Here is a 14722-nt window from a genome sequence, read left to right as displayed (position 1 = left end):
TGCCCTAGCGGCCGCTTTCCGTCCAGATCGCCACATCGACGGGCGCAAGCTGCCGGTCGCCGACGAGGAAGGTCGCCTCCGCGCCGGCCGGCACGGCGGCGGGAGTGCTGCCATAGTTAAAGGCGAAGCGCAGCCGGCCACGGCGGGCGAGCCTGACGTCGCCGAGATCGGGCAGGCTCCCGACGCCGGCCCAGCCGAGCGTGTCGCCCATCAGCTTCGCCAGGAATTCGCCGCGCGGCAGCGTGCCGACATAGCGCGCGCGATCATTGCCGATGACCGCCGGGGAGCCGGGACGATGCTCGCCCTCGAAGGTGGCCAGCACCGTCTCGTTCGTGCGGATGAGCTCCCGCCAGCCGGTCACCGGGTGGCTCGCATTGCCGTAGAGCACCGGCTCGCTGTGGTAGTCCGGCAGGGACTCGACGCGCGTCACGCGGAAATCGAGGAGATCGGCGAGCGGGCCGGGCGGCAGGTCGGCGGGGATGTGCATGTCGCGTGTCTTGCTGCCGCTGCGCGGGCCGAACAGGACCTTGGCCTTCGACACCTTCAGCCGGGCAAGGAAGGCGGCATCCGGGATGACGAGGTCGGGCGCCAGCACGAGGCTGTAGCCGGAGAGATCGGAATGCTGGCCGATGAAATCGACATCCACGCCAAGGCGCGCGACGGCGGAATACCAGTCGAGCGCGATGGCCGAGGCGGCGTAGCCGCGCCCCTGCGGCAGGGCGCTGGTGGCGAAACGCGATTCGTAATCGAGCAGGATCGCGACGGCGGCCTTTTCCCGCACCTCGCCCTTCGGCAGCCGCGCCATCTCCTCGGCAACCTGCGCCACCTCGAGATAGCCCTGGTCCACCTCGCTGTTCGGCAGCAGCAGGCCAGCGTGGAACTGCTCCTGCGCGAAGGGCGCCTGGCGCCAGCGGAAATAGGAAACCATGTCGACGCCGTGCGCATAGGCGAGCCAGGTCCACAGCCGCACCATGCCATCGGCCGGCGACTGGTTGTGCGCCGCCCAGTTGACCGGGCCCGGCTGCTGTTCCATCACCCAGACCCGGCCGCGGCCGACGGCGCGGTAGAGGTCGTGGTTGAAGGCAGGCTGGTCGGGATCGCCGACGCGCAGATACCGCGCCTTCTCCTCCGCGCCGAGGCGGCCGTTGATCAGCCCGCCCATTGGATAGACATCCCAGGAGGCGATATCGATATCCTCGCCGACCTTGTAATGGTCGAAGTCGGTGTTCTGCGACATGAAATTGTGCGTGACCGGACGGCCCGGCGAATGCTGCCGGATGAGGTCCACCTGTGCCTTGTTGAAAGTCTTCACCTGGTCAGAAGAGAAGCGGAAATAATCGACGAGATGGGTCGGCGTCGGCTCTTCCACGAGGTTGTTCGGCAGGTCCACCTCGTCGAACGTGTTGTAGTGCATGCTCCAGAAGGTCGTGCCCCAGGCGCGGTTCATCGCCTCGACCGTGCCGTAGCGCGCGGCGAGCCATTGCCGGAAGGCCAGCTTCGCCTCGTCGGAATAGCTGTGGATCGTGTCATGGTCGCCGTATTCGTTGTCCGTCTGCCAGGCATGCACGAAGGGGTTTTCGCCATAGCGGCGCGCCATGGCCTCGGTGATGCGGGCCGCCTCCAGCCGGTAGCGGCGGCTGGAGAAACAATAGTGCCGGCGTGCGCCGAACTTGCGCACCACGCCGCGCGCATCGACCGGCAGGATATCCGGATAACGGTCGACCAGCCATTTCGGCGGGGCGGCCGTCGGCGTGCCGAGGATGACCTTGAGGCCGGCGCAGCCGAGCACCTCGATCGCCTCGTCCAGCCATTCCCAATGGAAGACGCCGGCCTGCGGCTCGATCTGAGACCAGGAGAACTCGCCGATGCGCACCCAGGCAAGGCCCAGCTCCACCATGCGGCGGGCGTCCTCGTCCCATTTCTCCCGCGGCCACTGCTCCGGATAGTAGCAGACGCCAAGCTCCAGCATGCCGGCGTCCGGCCGGGCAGCGTCGAAGCGGTTCTGTTTGGTGAGCGGCTTGTGCACCAGTATCGTCCTTCATTCTCCGCGGCGCCGGCCGGGCCGGTCCGCTTTCGTCAAGATTGCAATATAAACGTTTATATCACCGTTCAAAATTCCGCCGGGCCGGGCGGCTACCAGAGCACCGGCCGGCCGTCATAGGCCCTGAAGCTTCCGGTCTCTGTCATCGTCGCGCCGTCGATAAGGCGCTTCAGCCCGAGGGCGCTTTCCGCTACCTCGACCGCCGCCTCCGTGCCGCCCATATCCGTCTTCACCCAGCCGGGATGCAGCGAGAGGACGGCGATGCCGTCGGAGCGGAAATCCTGTGCCAGCTTGACCGTCGCCATGTTCAGCGCCGCCTTGGAGCAGCGATAGGCATAATCCCCGTCCTCGTCGTCGATCGTGCCTTCCGCAAGCGAGCCGGCACGGCTGCCGATATTGGCGATCACCCGGCGCCTGCCGGCGAGGAGATTGGGCCTGAGCGCCCGGGCGACGAGCAGCGGGGCGAGCGCGTTGATGCGCATGACCTCCAGAAAACCATGCGTTTCCAGCGAGGCAAGGCCGCCGGTATCGCCGCGGATCGCGGCATTGTTGATGACGATATCGATCGGCACGCCCGCCAGATGGTCCCCGAGCGCGGCGATCGAGACCGCGTCCGACACATCGAGGGGCGGGGCATCGCCTGTCCCCTGCCGCGTGCAGGCGATGACGCGGAAGCCGGCTGCCGCATAGAGATCGGCCAGCGCCCGGCCGAGGCCCCGCCCGGCACCGGTGACAAGCACCGTTCCTGTGTCAGCGGTACTTGGTGTCATATTTCTTCTCGATGAGGCTGATGAGGCTTGCCGCCGCCAGCGTCAGCAGGATGTAGAGGATCGCCGCCGAGTTATAGGGCGCGAACGGCAGGAAGCTCGCCGACTGGAACTCCCGCATGCGCTGGGTGATGTCGCGGATCGACAGGATCGACAGCAGCGAAGTGTCCTTCAGGATGGCGATCAGCTCGTTGCCGAGCGGCGGGATGACGATGCGGAAGGCCTGCGGCAGGATGACGAGCCGCGCCGTCTGCCATCGGTTGAGGCCGAGGCTGCCCGCCGCCTCGATCTGCCCGGCCGGGATGGCGTTGATGCCCGAGCGGAAGATCTCCGCAAGATAGGCGGAATAGGCGATGGCCATGGCGACGATGCCGCGGATCAGGTTCGGCGGATCGAAGACGCCAGCCGTCGCATCCTTCAAGGCACCGGAAAGCGGCAGGCCGACATAGAGCACGATGACGAGCATCGGAATGCCGCGGATCGTATCGACGATGAATTCCGAGCCGATGGACAACGGATGGCGGCGGTGCAGGAAACCGCCGAAGGTCAAGAGGCCTGCCACGATGGCGATGACGGCGAAGGTGATGCCGGCGGCGCGGTCGCGATCGTTCAGCGCCTCGACCTGCCAGAGGCGCGGCCAGTCGGCGGGCGCGGCCGCGGCAGGCAACAACGCGCCGCTGACATCCTCTTTTCTACCGATCGCCTCGATCGCCTGCTCGGGCGTGACGAAGGTCCGCACCGGCGTCTCGGTGGTCGGGCCGCCCTCGTACTGGCCGAAGCGCACGACGCCGATGAGGCCCGACGGGGTGCCGGTGATGATGCCCACCTTGCCCTCCAGCGTGCCGGCCAGCACGTAGTTGTCCCGCGGCTGCATCAGGAACCAGGCGGAGAGCGCGGCAAAGGCGAGTGTCATCGCCGCGAAGAAATAGAGGCTCCGGCGCGTATAGCGCAGCTTCAGGAGCCCCACCCAGACGAGACCGAGCATGGCCGCGAGGATATAGGCGGCGATGGCCGCGCGGATGGTCGTGGCAAGGCCCGAGGCGAAGGCGAGGTGGGCGAAGAGGAAGACGAAGACAAGACCGGCGCCATTGACGAGGCCGAGCAGCCAGGCGCCTGCCCGGCGCAGGCGGCTTTCCGCCGGAACCGGCGCGCGGCTGCCGGCGAAGGTGAGGCCGAGACCCGCGACGAGCAGCACGGCATAGATCGGCCAGAGCCAGGCCTCCACGCCGCGCACCATGAGGTCCGCCGCATCCGTCAGCTGGCGGGGCGTCGCGCCCTTGACGACGAGATCGGACTTGAAGGGATCGACACCGTTCGCGACGACCGAGGCGATGAAGGGATGGACGAGATCACCCGCAAGAATGGCGGCTGTCGCCAGAAGCCCGGCAAGGCCCACCGCCATCGTGAGGCGCGGCCGCACCACCTTGCCGCGCGACAGGACGAGCACCGCAAAACCGGCGGAAAAGGCGGCCGTAAGCAGCAGGAAACCCGGCACGAAGGCGCCCGAACCCAATTCCACGCCCAGGATGGCGCGCAGGGAACGCTGGTAGTCCGCCGACGCGGCGAACAGGTAGACGATGAAGGGCAACGCGGCGAGGATCACCAGATTGCTGGGCCTCACGCTTCTGACGAACGACATTTCGGCCTCCGGCATCACGACATGCCGGAAGCGCCCGCACGGTGCTTCCGGCAGAACCTCTTACTTGAGGCCCCAATACTTGGCGATGAGCTGGTCGAGCGTGCCGTCATCCTTGATCGCCTGCAGGCCCTCGTTGAAAGCTGCGACATTCTCGTCGCCCTTGCGGAAGACGAGGCCGAGCGGATCGGATTCGAGGTCCTTGATGGAGGCGACGAGTTCGCCGGCAAATTCCCGTTCATAGGCGGCGGCATTGGCGCCGTTGATCACGACGCCATCGACGTCCTTGTTCTTCAGCGCGATGATGGCGGCGCTGAAGCTGTCATAGGCGATGACGTTCTCCTTGCCGACGACGCCTTCGGCGACCTGGGCGTCCGTCGTATTGGCCTGGGCGGAGAGCTTCCGGCCTTCGGCCTTGAATGTCTCCAGCGTGATGCCCTGGTCCTCGGCGCGCGTCAGCACCGCCTGGCTGTTGACGATATAGGGATCGGAGAAATCCATTGCCTTCTTGCGCTCGTCGGTGATCGAGACGCCCGAGGCCACGAGGTCGAAACTGCCCTGGTCGAGCGCGGCGAAGATGCCGTCCCAGCCGGTCGTCACGAATTCGGCCTGGCAGTTGATCTTGGCGCAGATGGCATTGACCACGTCGACATCGAAGCCGACGATCTGGCCGCTCGCGGGGTCCACGCTTTCCATCGGCGGCGACGTGGTGTCGGAGCCGACCTTCAGAAGCTTGCCGCCGAGATCGGCCGCATGCACGGCCCCTGTCGCGAAGACGGCAAGTGCAAGTGCTGCAACGAATTTTTTCATCTCTTCCTCCTCAACCGTCGGTGCCCGCCCATGCGGAAGGCCCTCGACAAATCCCCTCACCGGCAACGGCTCCATCCCCGGCATCTTCCTGCCGCAGGCGGACCTCCTCCAGCCTTGATGGAAGTGGTAACAACGAATATAAACGTTTTCAAGACACAATATAAACGTTTTTATTCTCCGGGCTCCGGATGAGGCTGCTCCCGGTATTTACGGGTCAGCGGCGTGCCGAGGGACGCTGCTGGCGCAAAATCGCGTCGCGTTCCTCTTCGAAGCCCTGGATGGCCTCGGCCTTGGCGAGGACCCGGTCGGCAAACTCCCTGGGAACACACACGAGACCGTCAAGACTGACGGCAACCAGATCCCCAGGGGCTATGCGCACTCCCGCCACCGTTACGGGCGCGCCGACCGACACCGAATGAAACCGGCCCTTGCTTCGCAGCGGGGATGTGCCGCGGCACAGCACGGGAAGGGAGCCCGCCGCCAGGGCTTCGGCATCGCGTGTCGCGCCGTGCAGCACGATCCCGTTCAATCCGTTGGCCTGCGCACGCAACGAATGCCCCTCGCCCCAGGTCGCGATATCCGTGTTCCCGTCGGCGTCGATGACGAGGATGTCGCCGGGGCTGGCAAGGGAAAGCGCCGCCTCCCCCTGCCGCACCACGCCTGGCTGGCCGGGCTCGGCCATGCCTTGCTTCACTGTGAAGGCCCGTCCGAAGACGGTGCCTCCGGTACCACCGAGCAGGCGGTAGCCGCCGCCGGCGTTCTGCGGCAGGCCGAGCTCGTCCATGGCATCGCTGATCTGCCCGACGCCGACGCCAGCGGCGACCGCCCGCTCGATGGCCGCCTTCATGCCGGCACCCTGGGTGCGGTCGCAGCGACGGACGCCTTCCTCGACACCGTTTCGAACCAGGCGGCAAGGGCCGGCCGGCCCTCGCGCCAGCCGGCCGCATCCGGCAGGCGGACATCGAACCAGCCGAGCGCGCAGACAAGCGCCACTTCGCCGATCGTCAGCGTCCCGGTGGCGAGATCCGCCGCCTCCTTCTCCGCCGCATCCAGTCCGTTCATGACCTTCAGAAGCTGCACCTTCTTCCAGTCGTCCCACCGCCTCTCTTCGGGGCGCAGCCCTTCGATGCGGACAAGCTGGCCGGCTTCCAGGATACCGTCTCCAAGGGCGTTGCGGCGCAGCGCCGCCCATTTCGCCGCGCCGCTCGGGAAGAAGCAGGGGGCGCCGTCCAGGGCGTCGAGATATTCGGCGACGACCGTCGCGCCGTAGAGGACGGTGCCGTCGTCGAGCGTCAGCGCCGGGATCTTCCCCAGCGGATTGACCGCGATGGCAAGGTCGAGCGGCTGGAGCGGGTTTACCGGCGCGGGCACGCGTTCGAGCCTGTCGGCCAACCCCTTCTCGTGCGCCACGATCATGACCTTGCGGACGAAGGGCGAAAGCCCGCCATAGAGAAGTTTCATCGCTTTTCTCCTGTCAACCCTGGAACCGCGGCTCGGGCAGGCCCTTGACGCCGACATCGAGACGGAAAAGCCCGCCGGCATCCGGCTCGGCCGCGCGCTGCTCTTCGCTGAGGCCCTGCCAGGCGGTGGTGACGTAGAGGACGTCGCGGCCGGGGCCGGCAAAACCCGCGCAGGTGACGTTGGTGACGGGCATCGCGACGACGCGGTCGACCGTACCGTCCGGTGCGTAGCGAACGATGCGCTTGCCGGCGAACTCGCAGTTCCAGATGAAACCCTCCGCGTCCACCGTCGAGCCGTCGGGGCGGCCGGGATTGGCCGTCAGGTCGGCGAAAACGCGGCGGTTCGAGATAACGCCGTCGTCAATGTCGAAATCGAAGGCCCACATCATGCGCTTCGGCGTATCGGCAAAATACATCGTCTTGTCGTCGGGGCTGAAGCAGACGCCGTTCGGGATGTTGATCCCGTCGAAGAATCTCTTGGCGGAGAAGTCCGTTCCGATGCGCCAGAAGTTGCCGTCGTCCTGGCGGACCTTGTCGTTCATGCTGCCGAGCCAGAAGCGGCCGCGGCGGTCGCACCGACCGTCGTTCAGGCGGTTGTCCGGCAGATCCTCCTCGGGATGAAAGATCTTTTCGCGCGCGCCGCCACCGGGGTCGAAGGCATAGAGGCCGTCGTCCTGCGCCAGGATCATGCCGCCGCTTTCCCGCAGCGCATAGCTGCCGAGCGCGCGGCCGCCGGTGAGGTAGACCTTGTGTTCGCCCGTCGCCGGGTCGAAGGACTGGACCCGCGGACGGCGGACGTCCATCCACCAGAGGAGATTGGTGCGGTCACACCAGACCGGCACTTCGCCGACCTGGTCGCCGGATTTCACGACACATTCGATTTGCGTCATCGTTCTCTGCTGCTCCTTTGCATGTCGTTTCAAGGGGCGTCCGTTCGGACGCGGGAATCCGTGCGCCGGAAGGAAATCTCCGGTCGCCGTCCGCAGCGCGGACAAAGGCATTTTCGGGGGTGGCCGCGACGCGCCGGCGGGCGGCGCATCGCCATCCGGCCGCTCAGGCTTCTTCCGTGAAGACCTCCTCGCGCTTCTTTCGGAACTGGGGAAGGATGACGGTTGCCAACAGCAGCGCGGCGACCAGAAGCAGCACTGCGGAGACCGGCCGCGTCACGAAGGTCGTCGCATCGCCCTTAGCGAGAAGCAAGGCGCGCTTCAGGTTCGATTCCAGCATGGGCCCGAGAATGAAGCCGAGCAGAAGCGGCGCCGGCTCGCATTTCATGCGCATGAAAAGGTAGCCGACGAAACCGAAGACCGCCGCGGTCATGATCTCGAACGTCTGGTTCTGGATGCTGTAGAGCCCGATGACGCAGAAGACGAGGATGGCCGGATAGAGGTAGCGGTAGGGCACCGAGATCAGCTTCACCCAGATGCCGACGAGCGGCAGGTTGAGCAGCACCAGCATGACATTGCCGACGAACATCGACGTGATGAGGCCCCAGAAGAGCACCGGCTGCTGGGTGATGACCTGCGGACCGGGCGCGATGTTGTGGATCATCATGGCGCCCATCATCAGGGCCATGGTGCCGTTCGAGGGGATACCGAGCGTCAGCATGGGGATGAAGGAGGTCTGCGCCGCCGCATTGTTGGCGGCCTCCGGACCGGCGACGCCTTCGACCGCGCCATTGCCGAAACGCTCGGGATGCCGGGAAACCTTCTTTTCCAGCGTATAGGCGGAGAAGGAGGCGAGCGCCGCGCCGCCACCCGGCAGAATGCCGAGGACGGAGCCGAGCAGCGTGCCGCGCGCCGCCGCCGGCGTCGCATCGCGAAAATCCTCCCGCGACGGCCACAGCCGCGTGATCCGGTGAAGGACCGGCGTGTTGCTGGTCTTCTCGCCGACATGGGCGATGATGTCGGCGAAGGCGAAGAGGCCCATGGCGACCGAAACGAACTCGATGCCGGTCGAAAGCTCCAGCGAGCCGAAGGTGAAGCGATAGGCGCCGCTGTTATTGTCGATGCCGACGCTGCCCAGAACGAGGCCGACGAGCACCATGCCAACCGCCTTCAGCAGCGAGCCGTGCGCCAGGATGACCGCCGCCACGAGACCGACGACCATCAGCGAGAAATATTCCGCGGGACCGAAGGACAGGGCGACATTCGCAAGGACGGGCGAAAAGCCCGCGACGAAGAAGGTCGAGACGGTGCCGGCGAAGACGGAGGCGAGCGCGGCGATGGCGAGCGCGGCGCCGGCGCGGCCGGCATTGGCCATCTTGTGCCCGTCGATGGCGGTGACGACCGAGGAGGCCTCGCCCGGCAGGTTGACGAGGATCGCCGTCGTCGAGCCGCCATATTGCGCGCCGTAGTAGATGCCGGCCAGCATGATGAGCGCGGACACCGGATCCAGCGCATAGGTGAGCGGCAGGAGCATGGAGATCGTCGCCAGCGGGCCGAGGCCCGGCAGGACGCCGATCGCCGTGCCGACGATGACGCCGACCAGGCAATAGAGAAGGTTCGCCGGCTGGAGGGATGTCGCAAAACCCGCCAGGAGATTGGTGAAAAGGTCCATCGTTCACATCCAGAAAGTAGGGATCCGCAGATCCAGCCCGACGATGAACAGGAGCCAGGCCATGACGGTCAGCGCGGCGGCGGAGACGAGCACGGCCGGAAGGCGGCTATTGCGCGCCGCGAGCGCCGAGATCAGCACCAGCGCCGGAATGGCGACGAAAAGGCCGGCCGTCAGCAGCAGCGCCCCCGCCACGAGAATGGCCGCCGTGACCACGATGGCGGACCGCCATTCGAAGGGCGGCGCGGCCGGATGCCCGGCCCGCACCGCCTTGGCCGTCACGAGCAGCCCGACGACGACAAGAAGCACGCCCAGCGCCAGGGGAAACATGCCAGGCCCCATCTGGGCGCCGCGCCCGAGGGGATATCGCAGCGACTGCCAGGCGACGAACAAGCCGAACAGCGCAAAGAATAATCCTGCCTGGCCATCGGCCGTGGCGTAAAATCTGGTCCTCATGGGTTCTCCTCCCGGACGCCGGCCTGGACCAGCGTCCTGATCGTCCTATTGCGCGGCGTCCGCGCGTCGTTTCGCCGAGGGCACGAGCGGGCGCAGGAGCGCTGCCACGTCCGCGGCCTTTTCGAGGTCCTTCAACGCCTCGAAGGCTGCTTGCGCGACGCCGGCGTCCACGCCGCAGCTTTTGGCGCAATCGAGGAATTTGGTGTTGAGGTCCGCCCAGCTCAGCGGGCGCTTGGGATGGCCGGGCGCGGTGTCGACCCGGCGCATGACGGTACGACCGTCGGTGAGCCGTGCCTCGACGACGACAAAACCGCGCGTTCCGGCGCTCTTCCTGTTGTAGTCCGGGTCCTCCGCGCCGCAGGCCTCGTCCTCGACGACCTCGATCCGGTCGTAGAGCGACCAGATCTCCGGCCGCAGCACGGCGGCGTCCTCGAAGGAGGCGATGGTCAGGTGACGGTCGAGCATGGCGACGGCGAGGCCATAGGGCATGCTGAACTTGCCTTCGAGACCGGTCCTCGGCCGGTTGAACCGCAAAGGCAGAAGTGCTCCGGGAACGACGCGGCAGGTCAGCTTTTCAAGCTGGCCGAGCAGCGGTCCGACCTCGCGCTCGATTTCCGCCACACCATCGATGGCGCGGTGCGTCGCATAGCAGGTCGGGAACTTCTTCAGCGCGATGCCGGGCGAGACGATCGTCCACGGGTTGCCGAGAAGCGGCAGGACCTTGCCGGCGTCGCTCTCCTCCGTGCCATAGGCCGAGAGATAACCGCCCTTGTCCTCCAGCGCCGAGAGCGAGGCGGTGAAGCCTGCGCGGACGAGGTCAACGGCGATGACCGCCGATTGCGCCGCCCAGCCGGAATGCAGCGGCTTGGTCATCGTGCCGAAATTAGCCTGGATGCCGGAGGCCGTCGAGGCGGCAAGACTCATCGCCATGCGCGTTTCGTCCACGGTGAGATCGAAGCGACGGGCGAGCGCCGCCACCGCGCAGAACAGCGCGATCGTACCGGTCGTGTGATAGCCGCGCTGATAGTGACGGATGCCGACGCCTTGCGAGAGCTTGGAGCCGACTTCGAGGCCGACGATATAGGCATCGACGAAGTCGCGGCCGGAGATCGGCGCGTCGTAGCACTGGGCAATCAGCGCCGGCATGATGACGGCGGCGGGATGTCCCGGCATCATCGACAGGACATCGTCGAAATCGAGCGCCGCGCCGAACGTGCCGCCGACCAGCGCTGCTGCCGGTGCGCTGGCGGACGCATCCGTTCCGATCAGCGGCACGGCGCCCTGCCCCATGCGGGAAACATAGTCGAGCATGGGTCCGGCAACCTCGCTGCCGGCGCCCGACAGGATCACCGCGACCGTGTCGACGATGACGCGCTTGGCAAGTTCGACGGCATCCTCGCCGGCATCGGCGATATCCGCATTCTTCACAAACTCGGCAAGGCCGAGCGAAAGACTGGTACTCACGGGCATATCCTCTTGCTTGGAGCGTTTCCAACTCCTTGTCTCGGCACAATTGCGGACGCAAAGCCGCTCCGTACCCCTGCTGGAACCGCTCCAGTCCGCTCGTCGCCTATTGGGCGACGATGTTGGCATCCTTGATGACCTTGCCCCATTTCTCGGCGTCGGCATTGACGAGAGCCTTGAAGTCGGCCGGGGTGCTGCCGACGATCGTCGTTGCCGATTCAGCCCATTTGTCGATCAGCGCCTTGTCCTTCAGTGCAACGTTGATCTCCGCGGACAGCTTGTCGATCACGTCGGAGGGCGTTCCCGCCGGCGTGAAAATCCCCCACCAGAGGCGCACGTCGATGCCGGGATAGGCTTCGGCAAGCGTCGGCACATCCGGCAGGATGGCAGCGCGGGTCGTGTCGGTCACGGCCAGGGCGTTGCTCTTGCCGTCCTTCACATAGGGCAACATGTTGACGACATTCGAGAAGCCGAGATCGACCTGGCCGGAAATCAGGTCGAGGCTCGCCTGGGCGATTCCGTCATAGGGCACGTGCACCAGCCTGATGCCCGCCGCAGCCTGGAAAAGCTCGGCCGCCAGATGCGCCGCGCTGCCCTGCCCGACCGAGGCATAGGTGATGGATTCCGGCTCGGCCTTCGCCTTCTCGACGAGCTGCGCAATCGTCGTGATGCCGGTCGAAGGATGGGCGGTTATGAGCATCGGGGTGAACCCGAGCTGGGTGACGGGCTCGAACGCCGTCAGCGTGTCGAAGGGCAGATCCGGCCGCAGGGCACGGTTCATGGCGTGCGTGGCGACGCTGCCGACGAGGATCGTGTAGCCGTCCGCCTGCGCATTGGCGACGAACTGCGTCGCGACCACCCCATTGGCCCCGGGCTTGTTTTCGACCAGCACCGGCCGGCCCCAGGCCTTCGAAAGGTGTTCGCCGATGGCGCGGGCCAGGAGATCCGGCGGGCCGGCCGGCGGGAAGGGCACGACAATCGTCACCGGACGATCGGGAAAGCCTGCAGCCGCAGCCACAACGGGCGCAGCACCGGTAAGCGTGCCACTGGCCAATACGGCAAGGCCGAGGCGGGCAAAAGTACGAATCAAGGCTCTGCGGGTGGTCATGTTTTCCTCCGTTCAGCGATCGGCTCCCATTTCCGACTTGGAGTTTGTGCCATTATTTGGGAAAAACATCAAGTTCTGAATGTTGCGATATTTTCTATTTTCTGTATGGTGCCTTCAAACAGCGGAAGGCATTGCAGACGATGGAAAAGGTGGCAGGGGAAAAAACCAGCATCGACCGGGCGTTCGAGATCCTCGATCTCCTGGACGAAAACAGTCCGACGGTCTCGCCCGAGCAGATCGCAGAGACGCTCGACCTGTCGCGGTCCACGACCTATCGCTATCTGCGCGTGCTTTGTAATGCGGGCCTACTCGTTCAGCTGAGCCGCGGCAACTATTCGCTCGGGCCGCGCATCGTCGAGCTCGAACGCAAGATCCAGATCAGTGACCCGATGACCTCCGTCGGCAACCGGATCATGCCGGAACGCGCCCGCGCCGTGCCGGACAGCGTCATGATCCTGTGTGGCTTGTGGGGCGACCGGGTGCTCTGCCTGCGCCAGGAAAACAGCGACCCGTCCGGCGAGGCGCCGCTCCGGCTCCTCAGAGCACGCGGCCTGCCTTTCTCCCTGTACAAGGGTGCCGCCTCGCTTGCGATCCTCGCCAATCTTCCATCGGCGCGGATGAAGTCTCTCTTCCTGCGCAGCAGTTCGGACATCGCCGAAGCCGGCCTCGGCGACAATTGGACGGATTTCCGCCGGCGGATGACCGCCATCCGGAAGGCCGGCCATTGCATCACGGTCGGCACCTTCGAATCCGGCCTCGCCGCCATCGCGGCGCCGATCTTCAATGACGAAGGCGTCGTCATCGGCAGCCTGGCGCGCATCCTGAAGCGGTCCCATCCCGAATCCGACGAAGACCTCGCCGCCGACGTCCGCGACGCCGCCCGGCAGTTTTCCGAGGAGCTTCAGGCGGGCATGGGCGCATCCTCCGCGCGTGACGCTGGAACCCTTGCCATCGAGGACGATGCCGCGATCCTCGGCAGTCTGGTGGAACACGTCTAGGCTCTTGCTTTTGCCGCATTATCCGACGCCGAAGCGATCGCGCATCGGCTGGAAATGCTCCAGGTCCCGGATCGGATTGCGCCGCCCGGAGTCACAGGCGATGGAACTGGCAGCTACCTTTCCTTCAGGTGCCCAATGAACGTGCCGGCTTCGTAGCGCTGCCTGAACAGACCCTCTCCGGCCAGTGCCGGCACAAGCTTTTCCAGGACCATCCGCATCGACGTGACGGAACCGCCCGGCACGGCGATGAACCCGTCTATCGCCCCATCGGCCGTCCAGTCCCGGATTTCGGCGACCGCGTCCTCGACCGTGCCGACGATCTGCCAATGGGCGGACGCCATGACCTCCGGCAGGCGCAAAAGCTCGCCGACCGTAGGCTCGCCCTGAATGATCGCACGGCGCAAAAGCTCGCTGTGGGTGCGGCTGCGTGGCGCCTCCGGCGGGAGCGGCAGGTCCTTTGCGGCGATCCTCCTGTCGTCGGGCCAGTCGGTGAGATCGAGGCCGATCATCGCGCGGATGGAGGCAAGTGTTCGTGCGCGGTCGGCGCGGGCATGCGTCGCGGCGAACAGGTCGCGCGCCTCCGCGCGGCTATCGGCGAGATAAAGACTGAGGCCAGGCATGAGCAGGATATCGTCGGCTTTGCGGCCATGGCCCGCCGCCCTGTCGCGGAGGTCGCGGCGCAGGTCGATCGCCGCCTGCTTGTCCGGCGTCGAAGCGAAGACGGCGTCGGCGACCGACGCGGCGAAATTCCGCCCTGCCGCCGATGCGCCGGCCTGGATGAGCGGGATGCGCGCCTTGCCGAAATCCGGCAATGTCAGGGGGCCCCTGACGCTCAGGTGCTTGCCGACATGCTCGATCGGCCTGACCCGTCCGGCATCGGCATAGACCCCGCTCGCGCGATCGGCCTTTATCGCGTCCGCCGGATAGCTCTGCCAGAGACGGCGCACCAACTCGGTGAATTCCGCCGCGCGTTCGTAGCGCTCCTCGGCGGAGGGCATTTCCGCAAGGCCGAAGTTCTCGTTCCCATCAAGCGCCGTGACGATGTTCCAGCCCGCCCGGCCCTTGCTCAGCCAATGCAGCGACTGGATCTGCCGGGCCACGACATAGGGCGGAAGGAAGGTCGTGGAGACGGTCGAGAGCAGGCCGACATGCGTCGTCTCCCGCGCCAGCGCGGCAAGCAGGACCGTCGGGTCGAGGCTTGTGAAGCCCGGGCCGCTTTCCAGCATGTGCGGCGGCAGGAACAGCGTGTCGGGGCGGAAGACGAAATCGAGATGCGCGGCCTCCGAACGCCGCGCGACGTCGACATAATAATCGCTTGAGAGGATGCCTTCGACGTCACTGTCGGCACGGCGCCAGGCGTCCCCGCTGAGCCAGGTCGGGGCCAGCGACATGCCGATGTGAATTCTCCTGCAGGCGTCCATGATCC

Annotated in this window: 13 protein-coding genes; 1 reads left to right on the top strand and 12 read right to left on the bottom strand. The window is 66.2% G+C overall.

The window, feature by feature from the left end; all coding sequences use genetic code 11:
- Positions 1-4: 4 nt before the first annotated feature.
- From AABF56_RS21420 to AABF56_RS21370, 11 genes are all read right to left on the bottom strand, one after another.
- Positions 5-2026 carry a beta-galactosidase gene (locus AABF56_RS21420; RefSeq protein WP_272804293.1) on the bottom strand — a complete coding sequence of 674 codons (2022 nt, stop codon included), beginning with the start codon at positions 2024-2026 and terminating at the stop codon, positions 5-7.
- Between the two features lie 107 nt (positions 2027-2133).
- Complete coding sequence (locus AABF56_RS21415; protein WP_336314395.1) at positions 2134-2781, bottom strand: SDR family oxidoreductase; 648 nt, start codon at positions 2779-2781, stop codon at positions 2134-2136.
- A 10-nt stretch (positions 2782-2791) separates the two neighbouring features.
- The gene (locus AABF56_RS21410; protein WP_272804291.1) at positions 2792-4447 is read right to left on the bottom strand and encodes an amino acid ABC transporter permease; all 1656 of its coding nucleotides are present in this window, start codon (positions 4445-4447) and stop codon (positions 2792-2794) included.
- A 60-nt stretch (positions 4448-4507) separates the two neighbouring features.
- Positions 4508-5254, bottom strand: a complete 747-nt coding sequence (locus AABF56_RS21405; protein ID WP_272804290.1) for a transporter substrate-binding domain-containing protein — start codon at positions 5252-5254, stop codon at positions 4508-4510.
- 214 nt (positions 5255-5468) lie between these two features.
- Positions 5469-6101 (bottom strand): RraA family protein, encoded by a 633-nt coding sequence (locus AABF56_RS21400; RefSeq protein WP_272804289.1) that lies wholly within the window; start codon positions 6099-6101, stop codon positions 5469-5471.
- Entirely contained in the window at positions 6098-6715 is a 618-nt protein-coding gene (locus AABF56_RS21395) for a glutathione S-transferase N-terminal domain-containing protein (RefSeq protein ID WP_272804288.1), read from the bottom strand. The genes AABF56_RS21400 and AABF56_RS21395 overlap by 4 nt, the downstream gene beginning before the upstream one ends.
- A gap of 13 nt (positions 6716-6728) precedes the next feature.
- Positions 6729-7604: an SMP-30/gluconolactonase/LRE family protein gene (locus tag AABF56_RS21390; RefSeq protein WP_272804287.1), complete on the bottom strand. Its 876-nt coding sequence runs from the start codon at positions 7602-7604 to the stop codon at positions 6729-6731.
- Positions 7605-7767: 163 nt separating this feature from the next.
- Entirely contained in the window at positions 7768-9273 is a 1506-nt protein-coding gene (locus AABF56_RS21385) for a tripartite tricarboxylate transporter permease (protein WP_272804286.1), read from the bottom strand.
- A 3-nt stretch (positions 9274-9276) separates the two neighbouring features.
- The gene (locus AABF56_RS21380; RefSeq protein WP_272804285.1) at positions 9277-9726 is read right to left on the bottom strand and encodes a tripartite tricarboxylate transporter TctB family protein; all 450 of its coding nucleotides are present in this window, start codon (positions 9724-9726) and stop codon (positions 9277-9279) included.
- Between the two features lie 45 nt (positions 9727-9771).
- On the bottom strand, positions 9772-11190 hold the full coding sequence (locus AABF56_RS21375; protein WP_272804284.1) for an MmgE/PrpD family protein: 1419 nt from the start codon (positions 11188-11190) through the stop codon (positions 9772-9774).
- A 106-nt stretch (positions 11191-11296) separates the two neighbouring features.
- A complete protein-coding gene (locus AABF56_RS21370; protein ID WP_272804283.1) occupies positions 11297-12298 on the bottom strand; it encodes a Bug family tripartite tricarboxylate transporter substrate binding protein in 1002 nt (333 codons plus the stop codon).
- 149 nt (positions 12299-12447) lie between these two features.
- On the opposite strand from AABF56_RS21370, the gene AABF56_RS21365 reads away from it, so the two are divergent.
- Positions 12448-13296, top strand: coding sequence for an IclR family transcriptional regulator (locus tag AABF56_RS21365; protein ID WP_272804282.1), 849 nt, complete (start codon positions 12448-12450; stop codon positions 13294-13296).
- Positions 13297-13409: 113 nt separating this feature from the next.
- On the opposite strand, the gene AABF56_RS21360 is transcribed toward AABF56_RS21365, so the two are convergent.
- Positions 13410-14717 (bottom strand): NtaA/DmoA family FMN-dependent monooxygenase, encoded by a 1308-nt coding sequence (locus AABF56_RS21360; RefSeq protein WP_272804281.1) that lies wholly within the window; start codon positions 14715-14717, stop codon positions 13410-13412.
- Positions 14718-14722: the final 5 nt, after the last annotated feature.

The organism is Shinella sp. WSC3-e (genome assembly GCF_945994535.1).
In the GTDB taxonomy this organism is placed as follows: domain Bacteria; phylum Pseudomonadota; class Alphaproteobacteria; order Rhizobiales; family Rhizobiaceae; genus Shinella; species Shinella yambaruensis.
Note: the sequence above shows the minus strand (reverse complement) of the source record. Positions and strands in the feature narration are given on the sequence as shown.